Below are 17,020 nucleotides of genomic sequence, written 5' to 3'. Positions count from 1 at the left end.
AGCGTTTCCGAAATTCGTCTCGATAAATCGCTGCTAAACCTGACGAGCGGTGCGGTGATAATGGGTAGATCGTAAAGACGCTGTGAATACATCCCTGTACGCTCGGATTGCGCCATCCATGGCGCAAACGCTTTACTCTTCTATCCCATTATCACCGTTCTCATTCTATGAAGAGGTTTACCAACGGTATGACCTATTTATTTTTCGCTGTCGACCAGACCGCGAACGAACCAGCGCTGCATCAGTAACACGACCAGCAGCGGCGGCAGCATGGTCAGCAGCATCGCGGCCATCACCTGATTCCACTGAGTCGCCCCATCGCCGGAGGCAATCATGCTTTTAATCCCAGCAACTGCGGTGCCCAGACTGGCATCGCTGACAATCAGCAGCGGCCACAGATACTGGTTCCAGCCGTAGATGAACGTGATCACGAACAGCGCCGCCAGATTGGTCTTCGACAGCGGTAACACCATGTCGAAGAAGAAACGCATCGGACTGGCACCGTCGATACGCGCCGCTTCCATCAATTCATCCGGCAGCGTCATAAAGAACTGGCGAAACAGGAAAGTGGCGGTCGCCGAGGCCATCAGCGGCAGCGTTAAACCGGTGTAGCTGTCCATAATGTCCAGCCGTGCGATCACTTCCACCGTCGGGAAAATACGTACTTCCACCGGCAACATCAGCGTCAGGAAAATCATCCAGAAGAACAGGTTGCGCAGCGGAAAACGGAAATAGACGATGGCGTAAGCGGACAGGATCGATACGGTAATTTTGCCTATCGTAATCGCCAGCGCCATCACGAAGCTGTTAAGCAGCATCAGTCCGAACGGCGTGGTGTTGTTGCCCGCACCGTGCAGCCAGATATAACGCAGATTTTCCCACAGGTGAGAACCGGGGATAAGCGTCATCGGTGCCTGAAAGACTTCCTGATTATCCAGCGTGGCGGCCACAAACCCCACGTACAGCGGAAACAGTACGGCGAGAATGCCGACGATCAGCATGACGTGGCTGAAAATATCTAACCCGCGACGATTCTCAATCATTGCCATTGACCTTGTAGATTCATCTTCATTGGTAATTCACCTTCCGCTCAACAAAACGGAACTGAATCACGGTCAACCCGATAACCAGTAGCATCAGTACTACCGACTGCGCTGCCGAACTGGACAGATCCAGCCCTGCGAAACCCTCGCGATAAATCTTGTAGATCAGCGTGGTTGTCGACTGCACTGGCCCACCGGCCGTCGCGGCATCGATAATCGGGAAGGTATCGAAAAAGGCGTATACCAGATTGACCACCAGCAGGAAGAAGCTCACCGGTGAGATCATCGGCAGCACCAGATTGAAGAAGCGCCGCACGGGGCCAGCACCATCAATCGCGCCCGCTTCCACCAGCGAACGGGGGATCGATTGCAGCGCCGCGAGGAAGAACAGGAAGTTATAGCTAATCTGTTTCCAGACCGATGCCAGTACAACTAAAAACATCGCCTGACCGCTGTGCTGTGCGTGGTTCCACGTATAGCCCAGCAGCCCGAGAAAGTGGGTGATCAGCCCCAGACCGGGGTTAAACAGGAACATCCACAGTACGGCAGCAACGGCGGGGGCCACGGCATACGGCAGGATGATCAGCGTCTGATACAGGCGGCTAGCACGGATCACATAGTCCACCAGCGCGGCCAGAAAGAGTGAAATCAGCATGCCAAACCCTGCCACCAAGAAGCTGAATATCAGCGTGGTGTAAAACGAATCAAGGTAGTAAGGGTTATTAAGCAGCTGTCTGAAGTTTTCCATGCCGACAAATTCGCTGGATAATCCAAACGGATCGAGATTCTGCACCGAATACCACAGCGCCTGACCGGCAGGCCAGATAAAGAAAATTACGGTAATCAGCAGTTGGGGCAACACCAGCACGTAGGGCAACCAGCTGCTGCGAAAAACGGGGCGGGATGATGTCATGCGGTAACTCATTGCAAACAGAAAAGAAACAGGCCGATTCCCTTCGGCCCGATATTGCTCAACAGAAGCGTATTACTTCGTCGATTGCTCAAAGCGACGCAGCAGCGCGTTACCGCGTTCTACTGCGCTATCCAACGCCTGTTGTGGCGTCTTCTTATTTGTCCATACGCTTTCTAATTCCTCATCCACAACGGTACGAATCTGCGGCATGTTGCCCAAACGCAGACCTTTGGTGAACGGCAACGGTGGCTTGTTCAGCATCTGACGCGTGGCGATATCCGCACCAGGATTTTTCTCGTAGAAGCCCTGCTTCTGCGTCAGCTCGTACGCCGCAGTGGTGATTGGCAGGTAACCGGTTTTCTGGTGCCATTCAGCGGCATTTTCCGGCTCGGCCAGGAACTTCATAAACTCAGCGACGCCTTTGTAGGTCGCGGCATCTTTACCGCCCATGACCCACAAGCTAGCTCCGCCGATAATGGCGTTCTGCGGCGCGCCTTTCGCATCGGCGTCATACGGCATCATGCCGACACCGTAGTTGAACTTGGCGTGTTCACGAATGTTCGCCAGAGAACCGGAAGAGGCAGTAGTGATAGCACAATCGCCGTTGTAGAATTTCTCAGTCGGCTCATCCTTGCGCCCGAAGTAGGTGAAATCACCCTTCTTGTTCATGTCCTGCAACAGCTGGATGTGCTTAACCTGCGTTGGTTTGTTGAATTCCAACACGGCATCGGTGCCATCAAAGCCGTTATTCTTGCTCGCAACTGGCAGACCGTGCCAGGCGCTGAAGTTTTCAATCTGAATCCAGCCCTGCCAACCGCTTGCATAACCGCACTTCATCCCGGCGGCACGCAGTTTGGCGGTGTACTCGGCCATTTGCTGCCAGGTTTTCGGCGGCTGTTCTGGATCTAAACCCGCCTTCTTGAAGGCATCTTTGTTGTAGTACAGCACCGGCGTGGAGCTGTTAAACGGCTGCGACAGCAGGTGGCCGCTCTTCGCATCGGTGTAATAACCGGAGACGGTCGGTACAAACACCGACTCATCGAAATTAATGCCAGCATCTTTGAAGACTTCGTAGACTGGCTTGATGGCTTTACTTGCCATCATGGTCGCCGTACCGACTTCATAGACCTGCAAAATGGCGGGCGCATTCCCAGCACGGTAGGCCGCAATCCCGGCAGCCAGATTCTGTTCGTAGTTGCCTTTGTAGACCGGCACAATTTTTACATCGCTGTGCGTTTGGTTAAAACGGTCAGCCAGAGAATTAACTTCTTTCCCTAATTCGCCTTCCATGGAGTGCCAGAAAGGAATTTCTGTCGCGGCCTGCGCACTGGCGCTCATCAGCGCTAATGCCACACACGCCGCGGCGGTGCGAATAGCATGTGTTTTACGAATTGTGTTGTTGAACATGCCTGTCTCCTGCAATCAATTAAATGCGCCATCATCACGGCGTTTTTTATGCGAAGGTAAACATGACATGAGCGCATGACAGAAAAATAACTGGAAGATGACGGGAAAGTTACAGAGGAAGGAGGGAAAGTTCTAAATTTTAATTGGATAGAGTAGCATCAGGGGCTGCACTGGCGAGGGATCAAAAGCGAATTTAAGATAGAAATTGCGCACGTTCTCATCCAGAGCGTGAACGACTAATGCCCTCACACCCACTTGCAAAGCAATATTCTCAGTCCGAAATATCGCGTCTTTTAATAAAGCCACACCCAAACCTTTACCAGAATACGCCTGATCAATGGCAAGCCGCCCAAGGACAATGACTGGTAGTGATTCGGGGGCATTACGCCTATATGCACCAGGCGCTGTATTTCTCTGAACGCTACCTGTTGATAAACAATAATATCCAATCACCTGATGGGTGCCTTCAGTGCAAATAACATATACACGGGAAATCCCTGCACTATGATTTTTTAGCGCTTTCTTTTTTAGCCATTCATTCAAACTCGGTTCTTGGCTGCAAAATTCAGCAAGATTATGGCCGGAGGATAATGGCTCTGGTGCAGTTATTCCCATGGAGATTTACGGCTCATCAGATCGTTAATGCGAGCCTGACGCTCTGCAGTGATAGGTGCATCCAACTCGGTCAAAAATTCGTCAAACTGTTCGTTGTCCAAAATAAACAAACGTTGATCCAACAAGATGTCCTGCGCCTCGCGACAGGCGGCTTCAAGCATAAAATCGGTACGTGATTTTGATACAAGGTTTGCAGCCATATCGATCAAGTCCCGCTGGGAGGCTTTGGCCCGAATATTGATTGGCGCTTCTTTGGTTTCAGGTTTCATCATCATGCCTGTGTAGTGAATCTCTATACAACTATACATGACGTGTACAAAAATGCTACACACCGGAACATCACCCATACATTCAAACGCACTGCATACCCTACTCAGGGCTATTTTCGTATGACATCAACGATAACGGTTTTAGGATCGTTGATGATTCCTATATGTATCGTTTTATCTGAATCCGTAGACTTCCAATACTCACCCGTAGAGTCTGTGTAGCTCAGCGTAAAACCAAGCGACGCTAGATAGCCGCGTATGTTTGTCGCGTCATTGGTGTTTTGAAACGTAATATTGCTGACTTCCAGCGCAGGGCCATCAACCGTTGCATAGCCAAAATCATAGACAGGAGAAATGCGCGGGCAATTTTTAATGATATCGTCCGTAAGCATTTCATATCGTCGGGCGTCCTGTTCCGTATAGCGAGAACTCCCCTCCGTCAGAATGACTAATGCAGGCCAATAATAGATAAGCGGCAAGGCAATCAGGATCGATATACTTAGCAGTATGCTTATTTTTCTTTTCATATATCTAAAACATTCGCAGGAAGAAAGTCGTGGAAGCGACATGAACAAAGCCGTCAGCGGATTCCAGCTTCTATAACAACGAAAGCTGGAATCAGTGGCTTATTTACACATCCGATTCGATCACAGGCAACAGCGTCAGACAACCATCAGCAATCTTTACTGTCACATTTTGACCCGTTTCAAAGCCTGCGTCGCGTAGCCACTTGCCGCAAAGAATAATCTTCGGCGTACTGGTATCCCCTTGTTGCGGGCGATATCCCACAATGACCTGCCGATTGGTTCTTGAAACTCCCTTCCTTGAGGTAGAATGTCTCTCAGCCATAATCAACTCCATACTAGTTGGTGGTGGTTAGACGCTCCGATTGTGTTAGCGCACATCGGAGCGTTGACTTTAGGTGATCACGTGTTAAGGTGGCCTCCTATTAATTCAGAATACATAAATAGGTGGCCCCATGTCAATCACGACGCGTGATAAAAAGCCAAAAGGTGGCGGACAATCCCCACAATTCAAAATGCGAATAGATCCTGCGTTACGTGAGCAACTTGATGCTGCCGCTACCGAAGAAGGGATCAGCCTAGCGAATTGGTTTAAAAATCTCGCACGTGAGGCATTAAAGAAGAAAGGTGTAGAACCAAGGGGATGATTACATAATCATTCTTTATAATAAAACCCTGACAAACAACTGTACAAAAAAACAGTACAGATAGATAATACAATACCAATCATTAAGCTTTAGGTAGACATGAAAGAGCTAGCTATAAAATTAAAATTAATAGATTTTTTAGTAAAAAATTCTAGTAACGAACTAATTTTGGGTTCTGAAGTTCGTTTTAATTTTGGCTCAAGAAGAGCAGACATAGTCTCATTAGAAGAAAAAATTGCTACTGTTTATGAGATTAAGAGTGCTGGCGACTCAATAGAAAGATTAGCGAATCAAATAGATAACTATAAAGAGTACTTTGATTATTGCTACATTGTTTGCGTCGATGAGAATATTTCCTCCGTAAGAAAAAAAATAAGTAAAAGCATAGGAATAATAAAAGTAAGTGAAAGCTCAGTGATTTTCATTAGAAAGGCTAGAAAGTTCATAAAACATAGCAAAATATCTTTATCCAGCACTTTGCCATTGAATTTTTTAAAGAAAAATTCCATTGATAAGAATATTAAATCAAAATTTGAGCTATGCTTAGATATTTCAAAGCACCGTAAAACTGATGAAATAAGATTAATATCAAGAGAGAAATTAAAGGAGTCATTAGAGAATAGATATTCTTTATTTTTGAGCGAAGTCGGTGAAATAATAACTCCTGATGACATGCTAACATTAACCAGAATGCCATCAGGGAGAATATCAAGACTCCCTCAATAATACACGACTGCACATAAAATAATTCATACGAACGGCAATCCAAAAAGATGGGCTAATGCCTGATGGATTTCCTTTCGCTGCCAGCGATATTTCAAGGTCAGCCCATATATTCAAAGGCTTGTACCTTAAATCACCCAACATTTTCTGTGCACACAATTCATAACTACCAGCACTGCGTTTATTACGTTTATAAATAAAACTAGACTCTAATGAAACATCAATTCTCGGGACAAAAGTACCTCCTTTAATTTCAATCTGCTGGATATTTATTGATGCATAATCACCATATTTAACCGGAATATCTTTCGATATCTCTCTATATATTTCTTCTTCTAAAATAGGGAATTCACCCTCATTGTAACTGCCATAATCTGCTGGTGTAGAAGGAAACGATGTCATTGTGATAATTACCCCTTCTATTTTGTCATTAAATTTATTTAGGGAATTACAAGCTATCTTTATTTTTTTCTTAACATCACTAGCAATGCTCTCATCCACTTGGCCAGCATCAATAATAATAATTACCTTACTATTGTCATTCAAACTACTATAAATAGGATCAATAAATACAGAATGATCTTTTAAATCAAAAGGTAATCTAACTGCTAGTAACTCTTTCGAAGAAGACATTTCAGAGACAAATTTTTTGACTTCATCAAAGTCTTCTTCATCATAAATATGAATCATAGGTATGATATTTAGATCACTATAGATATTAATGAAATATCTCCATTCATAATATCCATCACGCTCATCTACAAGCTGCCTTATTTGCTCATTAATATATTTATCACTAGAGGTTAGATCAAGAATAAATGGCCTACCTCCTTGTATTTCTCTAATAGACTTCATCCTACGATGAATATCACCGTCAGGAGCAATACTGACCTTTCTAGACTTAGTGAGTTCGTATATAGGAAGGATTTTATCAAAAAAACGCTCAGGGAGTTTAGACATTGCCTTTAACTCAGCATCCCTAGTCTTTATAACTGGAAAATAAACATATTTATTCATATCGTTATAAGTTATGCCCTGTGAAGCCTAATTGTTGAGCTCTAATTCTAACAGCCATTGATGAAACTTGAAAGTAATTCGCTATGTCTGATACATTTCTAGATTCTGTTTCTATATATCTTGTAAACTCTTTTTCTGGCATAAGTAATTCGGCAGCAAATTTATTTGCCTCAACTTCCATTTTATTTGATTCTTCATTTCTAAAAAAAACTGTATCAACAAAAAGATCCATTTGGACTGCGTGTCTTATAAAGTGACCTATTTCATGCGCTATGGTAAATCTTTGTCTATGCGGATGATGAAGGGAATTAATAGTCATAACCCAACCACCATTTTTTTCTTTCCTCAATGAACCTGAATTTTCTCCTTCCATTGGCTCTAACCTCATAACAATCCCCAGTAATGCAGTAAGTTTAGAAACATCAAGAGGATGAGTTTTTACATTATTTTTTGACGCAAAATCCAATAAATCAGTCGCTGTCGTGAAATCTATATCTTGAATTTCTTTAACATCTTTACTTTTTATTTTCTTTGTCATAAAAGCCATAATTAAACCTTATGCCCAATAATTAATTCCTTACCATCTGTTTCATCTTTATCTAATTCCGAGACCCGTTCAGCAAGCACTTTTAACTGTCTGCGCAACTCACTATAATCAATGGATAATTTATTTATCTCTCCTACGTTACAAGTCAATATCAATTCATCAACAGTCTCTATTTGTGAAGCAAGATCTAACTGTAGTGATTTTATTTTTTCATCTAGAATAGATTTAATTTCATTATTAAAAACAATGCTCTCGATATATCTACGAACCTCACTTACGGCTTCATTTCTAGCCTCTTCCCGAGCATTTTCAATTGATGAATTTTTTATGATAAAAAAAGAAAATGCTGCAATTATAGCATTCAATGCTATGAGAACAGTTATGATTGTTTGATAAAGATTACTTTGAAAGGACCAAAAGTCATCTAAACTTAATAGCGTTCCATTCTTTACCAAACGACCAATACTCTCTAATATTTCAGGATCATTTATTAATTCTGGTTTCTTTAATACGAATTCGTTAGAAAAACCGATATAGGAATAAAAATCGGGTTTAAGTATAAAATATAAAACAAATAAAAAAATGATGCTAACCGAGAAACCAGAGAATAAAATTGATAAAAATGTTACCCATTTGCAACTACAGCGCGGGTTGTTTCTAGCAAGGCCTAAAGGGTTTGGTTCTTCTTGAGTCACTTGGCTATTTGGGGTCATATAGATGGCTCGGTAACATACTAGTTTTACTTAAATTTTATAGCATGCTTGTAAAACCTATGACAACAAATAATAGCTACTTTCTATAAAAATCTTACATACCCCTATTGAGAAACCAGTTACTTTGGGTTATATGGTAAACTTTAAAATAATTACTGCGCTAATTATTTTAAAGTAATAGTATCCTCCTGACTATATTTGACTTTGACCTATTTCCTTTTAAAAAAACACCATTTTATTAAATACAACACCCCTCACCCTGCCACCAGCACCTCAACGCCCATTTTACCTAGCGCGTCTTTGGCGGCGGCGGGTAGGCCGTCGTCGGTGATGATGCTGTCGAATACATTGAGCGGCGTGGCGAGGTGGGTGGCGATGCGGCCGTATTTTGAAGTGTCACACAGCAAGACGCACTTGCTGCTGGCGTCGACCGCCGCGCGTTTCACGACCACCTTATCTTCATTCGGCGTGGACAGCCCGCGCAGGCTCCATGAAGAGGCGGAGATAAAGGCGATATCGATAAACAGGTTGCGCAGCGCCTGCGCCACCGCTTCGCCGATGCAGGAGCGGTTCTCCCGACACAGCGTGCCGCCCGTGTGGATCATGCGACACTGGCTGGACTCAATCAGAAAAGCAGCAATCACAAAGTCGTTGGTAACAATCAGCAGATCGTCGCGCTCGGCCAGTTCGCGCGCCAGCGATAGCGTGGTAGTGCCCGCATCCAGATAAATGCAGCTATTGAACGGGATATGCTGCGCCGCCAGTTTACCAATCGCCTCTTTCTGCTGGCTGAACATCACCGATTTATCTTGATGCGACGGCTCAATCGCCAGACGTTCAGGCGAGCGCACGCCACCGGAGACGCTCAGCAGCAGGCCATCCTGTTCCAGTTTTTGCACATCACGCCGCACCGTCATATGCGACACGCCCAGCCGTTCGGTCAGTTCGTTAATGCTTACTGCGCCGCGCTCGGCGATCAGCGCCAGAATCTGTTGATGACGTTCTACTGGAATCACGCTGTCCGTTCCCTGTTTGATTGTACTGGTCTGATAAATATGGGAGCTGATAAATATTGTGAGAAACACCCCGTTTGATGACGATAATTATCATAAATTCACGTCATAAACCACGCCAGAGATAACAACCTTTCTCATAACTCAATGCCGAAATAGAAATAATCGACTGATATATAAAGATAATAAGTGAAATCATCTTCCCAGCGAGGTTCAGCTACACTGAATCATCACGACCTCAATGTTAATTTATGTGATAAAAATCACCACAATTTGTTCTGATAGTCCTTATATTTAACACAAGAGAACAAAAAATCACTAATTTTAACAAGGCAACCACCATGAAAAAGACTTCTGATTATGCTGTCGCCGTTATCGGTCTGGGTTCCATGGGCTTTGGCGCTGCGGCGTCCTGCATCAACGCTGGCCTGACGACATACGGTGTCGATATCAATCCGCAGGCACTGGAAAGATTACGTCAGGCGGGTGCGGCGCAGGCCGACACACAGATTGATACCTTCGCTGACAAGCTGGATGCCGTCGTGCTGCTGGTGGTGAATGCCGCACAGGTGAATGGGATTCTGTTCGGTGAACCGCAAGTCGCGGCGAAACTCAAGCCTGGCACCGTAGTCATGGTGTCTTCCACTATCTCCGCGCAGGATGCCAAAAACATTGAACAGCGTCTGGCTGAGCATCAGCTCATCATGTTGGATGCGCCAGTGTCCGGCGGTGCGGTGAAAGCCGCCGCAGGCGACATGACGGTAATGGCATCCGGTTCCGACCTGGCTTTTGAGAAACTGAAACCGGTACTCGACGCCGTCGCAGGCAAGGTCTATCGCATCGGTGAAGAGATCGGATTGGGTGCGACCGTTAAAATTATCCACCAACTGTTGGCAGGCGTACACATCGCCGCTGGGGCAGAAGCAATGGCGCTGGCCGCGCGTGCCGATATCCCGCTGGATATCATGTATGACGTGGTGACCAACGCCGCCGGGAATTCCTGGATGTTTGAGAACCGCATGCGCCACGTGGTAGACGGCGACTACACGCCGAAATCAGCCGTTGATATCTTCGTGAAAGATCTGGGGCTGGTTACCGACACCGCCAAATCGCTCCATTTCCCGCTGCCGCTGGCCTCCACCGCGTTCAACATGTTTACCGCCGCCAGCAACGCTGGATTCGGTAAAGAAGACGACAGCGCAGTCATCAAGATTTTTAACGGCATTACGCTGCCGGAAAAGAAGGAGGCACCATGATCAAGCTCGGTGTGATTGCCGACGATTTTACCGGTGCCACGGATATCGCCAGCTTTCTGGTGAACAACGGGCTGCCGACCGTGCAGCTCAACGGCGTACCGCCGTCCGACTTTAAGGTTGAGACGCAGGCCGTGGTGATTAGCCTGAAGTCGCGCTCCTGCCCGGCGGAGCAGGCCGTGGCGGATTCACTCAAGGCGCTGGCATGGCTGCAACAGCAGGGCTGCCAGCAATTCTACTTTAAATATTGCTCCACCTTCGACAGCACCGCGAAAGGCAACATCGGTCCGGTGACCGACGCGCTGTTAGCGCAGCTTGGCGAAACGCAAACCATCATCTCTCCGGCGCTGCCGGTGAACGGCAGAACGGTCTATCAGGGACATTTATTCGTAATGGATCAGCTGCTGTCTGAATCCGGGATGCGCCACCATCCAGTCACGCCGATGACGGACAGCAACCTGATGCGCGTCATGGAACAGCAGGCAGCCGGACGCTGCGGGCTGGTGCCGTATGCCGTGATGGATCAAGGCGCGGAGGCCGTTAAGCAGCGGCTGTCACAGCTGAAAGAACAAGGCATCCGCTATGTGGTGCTGGATACGCTGAACGAGCAGCACCTGTTAACGCAGGGCGAAGCGCTACGCGACATGAAGCTGGTCACCGGCGGTTCCGGCTTGGCGATTGGTCTGGCGCGTCAGTGGGCAGAGCCCGCGGCACAAACGGGTTCCGCAACCGAGGCGGGCAAGCCGCAATCAGGCGCAGGTGTTGTACTGTCCGGCTCCTGTTCGGTGATGACCAACAAGCAGGTTGCCCACTACCTGAAACAGGCGGCGGGTCGCGCAATTGATGTCGCACGCTGCCTAGAAAGCAATGACGCTCAGCAAGCCTACGTGCAGGAATTGGCCGACTGGGTAAAAGCGCATCGTGACGACGCACTCGCCCCGCTGCTATACGCCACCTCATCACCCGATGAACTGGCGCAGATTCAGCAGCGCTGGGGGGCAGCAGCCAGCAGCCAGGCGGTGGAGAAGCTGTTTGCCGCCGTTGCCCATCAGCTTCAGCAAGACGGCTTTCAACGCTTCATCATCGCGGGCGGTGAAACCTCCAGCATTGTGGTGCAAACGCTGGGCATTAACGCGTTCCATATCGGGCCGTCCATTTCTCCGGGCGTGCCGTGGGTGCGTTCGACCAATCATCCGCTCTCGCTGGCGTTGAAATCCGGCAATTTCGGTGATGAAGACTTTTTTGCCCGCGCCCAAAAGGAGTTTGCCGCATGAGTGAAAAACACCACAGCACCGAGGCTGCGCTAAACAGCGAACAACGCGCACGCGCGGAAATGGTCAAGCTGGGCGCGTCCTTTTTCCAGCGCGGCTACGCCACCGGTTCAGCAGGTAACCTCTCGCTGCTACTGGATGACGGCACGCTGCTAGCAACGCCGACCGGCTCCTGCCTCGGTGAACTGGATGCCGAGCGGCTGTCCAAAGTCAGCCTGAGCGGCGAATGGATCTCCGGGGATAAGCCGTCGAAAGAGGTCAGCTTCCACCTGTCGATTTACCGTAACGATCCCGAGTGCAAAGCGATCGTACACCTGCACAGCACCTACCTGACGGCGCTCTCGTGTCTGGAAGGGCTGGACACACAGGATGCCATCAAGCCGTTCACACCTTATGTGGTGATGCGCGTCGGTAAAGTGCCCGTCGTTCCTTATTACCGCCCCGGCGATGCCCGACTCGGTGAAGATCTGGCGAAGCTGGCTTCGCGTTACAAGGCGTTCTTATTGGCTAACCACGGCCCCGTCGTCACCGGCAAGGATCTGCGCGCGGCGGCGGACAACATGGAAGAGCTGGAAGAAACCGCCAAGCTGATTTTTATTCTCGGTGACCGAAAAATTCGCTACCTCACCGCTGACGATATTGCAGAGCTCTCTTGATGAGCCATTTTGCTGAACCGAGGAGTTAACCATGCCTAAGTTTGCTGCCAATCTTTCTATGCTGTTTACCGATGTGCCGTTTCTCGATCGTTTTAAAGCCGCTGCCGAAGCGGGCTTCACCTCGGTTGAGTACCTGTTTCCTTATGAATATCCAGCTCCGCTGCTGGCGGAAAAGTTGCGGGAAAATGGCCTGAAGCAGGTGTTGTTCAATACCGCGCCCGGCAATACTGCGGCAGGTGAATGGGGAGTTTCTGCCCTGCCCGACCGCATTGAAGATGCCCGCCGGGATATCGATAACGCTCTGGAATATGCGCTGGCGCTCAATTGCCCTTCGGTGCTGGTGATGGGGGGCGTTGTGCCACCCGGTGAAGACCGTGCCGCCTATCAGCAAACCTTTATCGATAACTTGCGCTACGCCGCCGATAAGTTTGCACCGCACGGCATCAACATCATGATTGAGGCGCTGAGCGCGAAGGTGAAACCGAATTACCTGTTCGCCAGTCAGTATCAGGCGCTGGAATTAGCCAATCTGATCGACCGGCCGAACGTCTATATCCAGCTGGATTTCTTCCACGCACAAATTGTCGATGGCAACCTGACGCAAATTATTCACGATTTGGCTGGCCGCATCGGACATATTCAAATTGCTTCGGTTCCTGCTCGACATGAACCCGATGAAGGGGAAATTAATTATCCGTTCATCTTTGCCGAATTGGATCGCGTGAATTATTCCGGCTGGGTTGGCTGTGAATATAACCCACGCGGTAAAACGGAAGACGGGTTGGGATGGGCTAAAAATTGGCTGGAGAAAAAACACTAATTCACTTATCCAGGAAATAATGTCAACACCAGAGACATCGTCGTTAGACGCGAATAAATAAAAAAGAATAGGTCAGACTCCTGTATATATTACAGGAGTCGAGGCACCCCTTTATTCAAATAAAACAATAACCCAATACCTTTTCAGCCTCTGAATTGAAAAATGGGTCAATGAGGATAAGAACATGGCCACCTCGCTTTTACTCTGCATCGCTATCGCCGGGGTATTACTCCTGCTACTGATGGTCATTAAATTTAAAATTCAGCCCTTTGTCGCACTTCTGGTTGTCAGTTTACTCGTTGCCTTGGCAACCGGTATTCCGACTGGCGAGGTAATGAAAGTCATTACCTCCGGCATGGGCGGTATTCTCGGTTCGGTGGCGATTATTATCGGCCTCGGTGCCATGCTGGGCAGAATGATCGAAGTATCCGGCGGCGCGGAATCCTTAGCGCACCGCTTTGCCCAATTAATGGGACCGGGATTAATGGTGGCAGCATTAACCATCGCCGCGTTTATTCTGGGTATTCCGGTCTTTTTCGATGTCGGCTTTATTATCCTCGCCCCAATTATTTACGGCTTTGCGAAAGTCGCTAAAGTCTCCCCGATTAAATTCGGCTTGCCCGTCGCGGGCGTGATGCTGACCGTACACGTCGCGCTGCCGCCCCACCCCGGCCCGGTTGCCGCTGCGGGTCTGTTGAATGCAGATATCGGTTGGCTGACCATCATTGGCCTGCTGGTGTCAATTCCTGTCGGCATCATCAGCTACTGGGCAGCTAAGGCAATGAACCGCCGCAAGTACGCGCTTTCCGTCGAAGTGTTAGAGCAATTACAGATGGCAAAGCCGGAAGATTCGACACCGAACACGGCTCCCGTGTCTGCCCCTTCGGCCGGACTGATCGCCGCGCTGATCGCGATTCCTATCGCCATCATTATGCTCGGCACCGTGTCCGCAACCGTTCTGCCTGCCGGACACCCAGTGCGTAACGTGATGTCGCTGGTCGGTTCTCCCGCCGTAGCGCTGCTGATTGCACTGGGATTAGCGTTCTGGCTGATTGCCCTGCGTCGCGGTTGGTCGCTGGAGAAAGCCAGCGGAGTGATGGGCGATGCCATGCCTGCCGCCGCGATGGTCATTATGGTGACCGGTGCCGGTGGCGTGTTCGGTAAAGTGCTGGTGGAATCGGGCATCGGTAAAGCGCTGGCGGATACGCTGACCAGCATTCACCTGCCGCTGGTGCCTGCCGCATTTATTCTGTCGCTGGCGCTGCGTGCCTCGCAAGGTTCGGCTACCGTCGCCATTCTCACCACCTGTGGCCTGCTGAGCGAAGCCGTCAGCGGCCTGAACCAGATGCAGCTGGTGCTGGTGACGCTCTCTGCCTGCTTTGGTGGACTGGGTCTGTCGCACGTCAATGACTCCGGCTTCTGGATCGTCACCAAATATCTGGGGCTGTCCGTTGCCGATGGCCTGCGCACCTGGACGGTGCTGACGACTATCCTCGGACTGGCCGGGTTCCTCTTCACCTGGGCACTGTGGCTGGTGCTGTAATCGTGTGAATTTCACAATGGGGAGGCTGCGGTTTCCCCATTGGTATCAACTGAATACTGCATGTACCTACCTCCTTTATGCTGAAAAATACGCCCTTTTTACTCCCATATTCCACATCTACCCGTTTTTATTCTGCCTTTATAATATCGCTTGGGTAAGAAACAACGCGTTCTCCTGCCCGCTCTCGCAAATCGGCATACCGCAGTATGCAATCAGAAGCGCACCCCATTCCTGACCTGTCGTAAAGGATGACCAATCTGTAAGGCAAAGCCTGCATCAATCAATGCAAAATAATAAAGGAACATTATGAATTTTCTATCAAAAATGAAACTTGGCACCATGCTGGGCGCAGGTTTCGCCGCTGTCATCATTATCGGTCTGATGGTTGCCATTCTGGGACGCGTCCATCTCGCCAATCTGGGTAAAGATATTGAATCGCTCTCTGAAAAAAATCTGGCCAACCTGCTTCTGATTCAGGACACCAAAAGTGGTTTTGAGGTTGTCGCCCGTGTTGTCCGTAATATCGGGCTCTCACAAGACAGCGCCCGTATCCAGGAAGAAAAACGCCTGTTCGATCAGCAAATTATCCGCAATAACGAAGCCCTGGCGACAGTCTATAAACAGATTTCCGAACCGGAAGCCCGTAACCTGTTGGAACAGCTCGCGCAGGCACGCCCGGCTTACCTAAGCGCGGTGAATAAAGCCATTGCATTAAGCCTCTCTGGAGTGCCCGAAGAAAAAGTGCAGGCCGCGTTAGTCATGGTCAATGAGATGCCACCGGCACAGGCAGCGGTTTTCGCGGCTCTGGACGGACTGACTGAGTTACAGAAAAAACAGACGATGGAAACGACGACCAACGCCATGCATAAAGCCAGGGACGATGGCAATACGCTGCTGCTGTTCGCGGCGTTCGCAGTCTTCATCGGGATTTTTATCTCCATCCTGATCACTCGCACGATAAAAAATCTGCTGGGTGGCGAAGTCGCTTACGCCGCACACATCGCACAAGAGGTTGCGCAGGGCAATCTGGCCGTCAGCGTCGATCTGCGCCCCGGTGATGACCACAGCGTGCTGGCAGCCATGAACGGTATGCGCCAAAGCCTGAGTGGGATTGTTGAACAGGTGCGTGAGAGCAGCGAATCGATCGCAACGGGTGCCAGCCAGATTGCCGCTGGCAGTACCGACCTCAGCCAGCGCACAGAAGAGCAGGCGGCCAACCTGCAACAAACCGCCGCCTCAATGGAAGAAATGAGCCAGACCGTGCGCCAAAACACCGATACGGTGCGTAATGCCACGCAGTTGGCGCAGGCCGCCAGCGATACCGCCGCCAAAGGGGGCAAAGCCGTCGGCAATATCGTGATAACGATGAAAGAAATCACCGACAGCTCGCACAAAATTGGCGACATCATTAGCGTCATCGACGGCATCGCTTTCCAGACCAACATTCTGGCGCTTAACGCCGCAGTAGAAGCCGCACGAGCGGGCGAGCAAGGCCGTGGTTTTGCGGTCGTTGCGGGGGAAGTGCGTTCTCTGGCGCAGCGCTCCGCTTCCGCGGCGAAAGAAATCAAAGAGCTGATCAACCACAGCGTCGAGAAAGTGGAAGCGGGTTCCGTCATGGTGAACAGCGCTGGCGTGACGATTGAAGAGCTGGTGCGCCAGGCACAGGATGTTGCCGGTCTGCTTAACGAAATTGGCGTCACCACGCAGGAACAAGAATCTGGCGTTTCACAGATTCATGATGCCGTTAACCAGCTTGATCAGGTCACGCAGCAGAATGCCGCACTCGTTGAGCAATCCGCTTCTGCCGCCGATAGCCTAAGCGATCAGGCTGCCCGTCTGGTCGAGCTGATGAAAGTGTTCATCGTTGAGGGCGGATCGTCACAGCGCATTGCACCGCCGTTGAAACGGCCTACCAGCGCCAAGCTCTCTCTCGCCAATCCTAAAAACAGCACGGGAAGCGATAGCCAAAACTGGGAGCAGTTCTAATTCTACGCGGGGGATGGATCGCGCATCCCCCACTTTGACGTTTACATCCCTTCATCGCCA

19 protein-coding genes are annotated in these 17,020 nt (G+C 49.2%); 8 read left to right on the top strand and 11 right to left on the bottom strand.

The features are described from left to right. Nucleotides 1–197 precede the first annotated feature (197 nt). From ugpE to BJJ97_RS05955, 7 genes are all read right to left on the bottom strand, one after another. The gene (ugpE, locus tag BJJ97_RS05985) at nt 198–1,043 is read right to left on the bottom strand and encodes a sn-glycerol-3-phosphate ABC transporter permease UgpE (protein ID WP_095995326.1); all 846 of its coding nucleotides are present in this window, start codon (nt 1,041–1,043) and stop codon (nt 198–200) included. 25 nt (nt 1,044–1,068) lie between these two features. Further along, nucleotides 1,069–1,956: a sn-glycerol-3-phosphate ABC transporter permease UgpA gene (ugpA, locus tag BJJ97_RS05980; RefSeq protein WP_095700950.1), complete on the bottom strand. Its 888-nt coding sequence runs from the start codon at nt 1,954–1,956 to the stop codon at nt 1,069–1,071. 72 nt (nt 1,957–2,028) lie between these two features. Then, nucleotides 2,029–3,363 carry a sn-glycerol-3-phosphate ABC transporter substrate-binding protein UgpB gene (gene ugpB, locus BJJ97_RS05975; RefSeq protein WP_095700951.1) on the bottom strand — a complete coding sequence of 445 codons (1,335 nt, stop codon included), beginning with the start codon at nt 3,361–3,363 and terminating at the stop codon, nt 2,029–2,031. A 132-nt stretch (nt 3,364–3,495) separates the two neighbouring features. After that, nucleotides 3,496–3,978: a GNAT family N-acetyltransferase gene (locus tag BJJ97_RS05970; protein ID WP_095993370.1), complete on the bottom strand. Its 483-nt coding sequence runs from the start codon at nt 3,976–3,978 to the stop codon at nt 3,496–3,498. Then, the gene (locus BJJ97_RS05965) at nt 3,969–4,247 is read right to left on the bottom strand and encodes a type II toxin-antitoxin system TacA family antitoxin (RefSeq protein WP_125460916.1); all 279 of its coding nucleotides are present in this window, start codon (nt 4,245–4,247) and stop codon (nt 3,969–3,971) included. The genes BJJ97_RS05970 and BJJ97_RS05965 overlap by 10 nt, the downstream gene beginning before the upstream one ends. A 110-nt stretch (nt 4,248–4,357) precedes the next feature. Beyond that, nucleotides 4,358–4,774 carry a hypothetical protein gene (locus BJJ97_RS05960; protein WP_095993368.1) on the bottom strand — a complete coding sequence of 139 codons (417 nt, stop codon included), beginning with the start codon at nt 4,772–4,774 and terminating at the stop codon, nt 4,358–4,360. Between the two features lie 103 nt (nt 4,775–4,877). After that, a complete protein-coding gene (locus BJJ97_RS05955; RefSeq protein ID WP_095993367.1) occupies nt 4,878–5,096 on the bottom strand; it encodes a SymE family type I addiction module toxin in 219 nt (72 codons plus the stop codon). Nucleotides 5,097–5,226: 130 nt separating this feature from the next. Between BJJ97_RS05955 and BJJ97_RS05950 the strand changes: the two genes are divergently transcribed. Beyond that, nucleotides 5,227–5,418 (top strand): toxin-antitoxin system HicB family antitoxin, encoded by a 192-nt coding sequence (locus BJJ97_RS05950; protein WP_048263132.1) that lies wholly within the window; start codon nt 5,227–5,229, stop codon nt 5,416–5,418. A gap of 99 nt (nt 5,419–5,517) precedes the next feature. Next, nucleotides 5,518–6,144 carry a sce7726 family protein gene (locus BJJ97_RS05945; protein ID WP_095993366.1) on the top strand — a complete coding sequence of 209 codons (627 nt, stop codon included), beginning with the start codon at nt 5,518–5,520 and terminating at the stop codon, nt 6,142–6,144. On the opposite strand, the gene BJJ97_RS05940 is transcribed toward BJJ97_RS05945, so the two are convergent. The 4 genes from BJJ97_RS05940 to ygbI all read right to left on the bottom strand — a co-directional run bounded on the left by BJJ97_RS05940 (nt 6,127) and on the right by ygbI (nt 9,434). Beyond that, nucleotides 6,127–7,158: a beta family protein gene (locus tag BJJ97_RS05940; RefSeq protein ID WP_095993365.1), complete on the bottom strand. Its 1,032-nt coding sequence runs from the start codon at nt 7,156–7,158 to the stop codon at nt 6,127–6,129. The genes BJJ97_RS05945 and BJJ97_RS05940 overlap by 18 nt on opposite strands. A 4-nt stretch (nt 7,159–7,162) precedes the next feature. Continuing rightward, complete coding sequence (locus BJJ97_RS05935) at nt 7,163–7,705, bottom strand: ImmA/IrrE family metallo-endopeptidase (protein ID WP_095993364.1); 543 nt, start codon at nt 7,703–7,705, stop codon at nt 7,163–7,165. Nucleotides 7,706–7,707: 2 nt separating this feature from the next. Next, nucleotides 7,708–8,418 carry a hypothetical protein gene (locus BJJ97_RS22245; RefSeq protein WP_227003566.1) on the bottom strand — a complete coding sequence of 237 codons (711 nt, stop codon included), beginning with the start codon at nt 8,416–8,418 and terminating at the stop codon, nt 7,708–7,710. A 254-nt stretch (nt 8,419–8,672) separates the two neighbouring features. After that, nucleotides 8,673–9,434, bottom strand: a complete 762-nt coding sequence (gene ygbI, locus BJJ97_RS05925) for a DNA-binding transcriptional repressor YgbI (protein WP_095993363.1) — start codon at nt 9,432–9,434, stop codon at nt 8,673–8,675. Between the two features lie 338 nt (nt 9,435–9,772). Between ygbI and ltnD the strand changes: the two genes are divergently transcribed. The 6 genes from ltnD to BJJ97_RS05895 all read left to right on the top strand — a co-directional run bounded on the left by ltnD (nt 9,773) and on the right by BJJ97_RS05895 (nt 16,960). Beyond that, nucleotides 9,773–10,687 carry an L-threonate dehydrogenase gene (ltnD, locus tag BJJ97_RS05920; RefSeq protein WP_095993362.1) on the top strand — a complete coding sequence of 305 codons (915 nt, stop codon included), beginning with the start codon at nt 9,773–9,775 and terminating at the stop codon, nt 10,685–10,687. After that, the gene (otnK, locus tag BJJ97_RS05915; protein ID WP_095993361.1) at nt 10,684–11,958 is read left to right on the top strand and encodes a 3-oxo-tetronate kinase; all 1,275 of its coding nucleotides are present in this window, start codon (nt 10,684–10,686) and stop codon (nt 11,956–11,958) included. The genes ltnD and otnK overlap by 4 nt, the downstream gene beginning before the upstream one ends. Beyond that, the gene (gene otnC / locus BJJ97_RS05910) at nt 11,955–12,611 is read left to right on the top strand and encodes a 3-oxo-tetronate 4-phosphate decarboxylase (RefSeq protein ID WP_095993360.1); all 657 of its coding nucleotides are present in this window, start codon (nt 11,955–11,957) and stop codon (nt 12,609–12,611) included. Before otnK ends, otnC begins: the two co-directional genes overlap by 4 nt. Before the next feature lie 31 nt (nt 12,612–12,642). Beyond that, nucleotides 12,643–13,431, top strand: coding sequence for a 2-oxo-tetronate isomerase (gene otnI / locus BJJ97_RS05905; protein ID WP_095993359.1), 789 nt, complete (start codon nt 12,643–12,645; stop codon nt 13,429–13,431). A 184-nt stretch (nt 13,432–13,615) separates the two neighbouring features. Continuing rightward, the gene (locus tag BJJ97_RS05900; protein WP_095700957.1) at nt 13,616–14,974 is read left to right on the top strand and encodes a GntP family transporter; all 1,359 of its coding nucleotides are present in this window, start codon (nt 13,616–13,618) and stop codon (nt 14,972–14,974) included. Between the two features lie 306 nt (nt 14,975–15,280). Then, complete coding sequence (locus BJJ97_RS05895) at nt 15,281–16,960, top strand: methyl-accepting chemotaxis protein (protein WP_095993358.1); 1,680 nt, start codon at nt 15,281–15,283, stop codon at nt 16,958–16,960. Nucleotides 16,961–17,020 lie beyond the last annotated feature (60 nt).

It is taken from the genome of Pectobacterium polaris (genome assembly GCF_002307355.1).
GTDB classification, from domain to species: domain Bacteria; phylum Pseudomonadota; class Gammaproteobacteria; order Enterobacterales; family Enterobacteriaceae; genus Pectobacterium; species Pectobacterium polare.
Note: the sequence above shows the minus strand (reverse complement) of the source record. Positions and strands in the feature narration are given on the sequence as shown.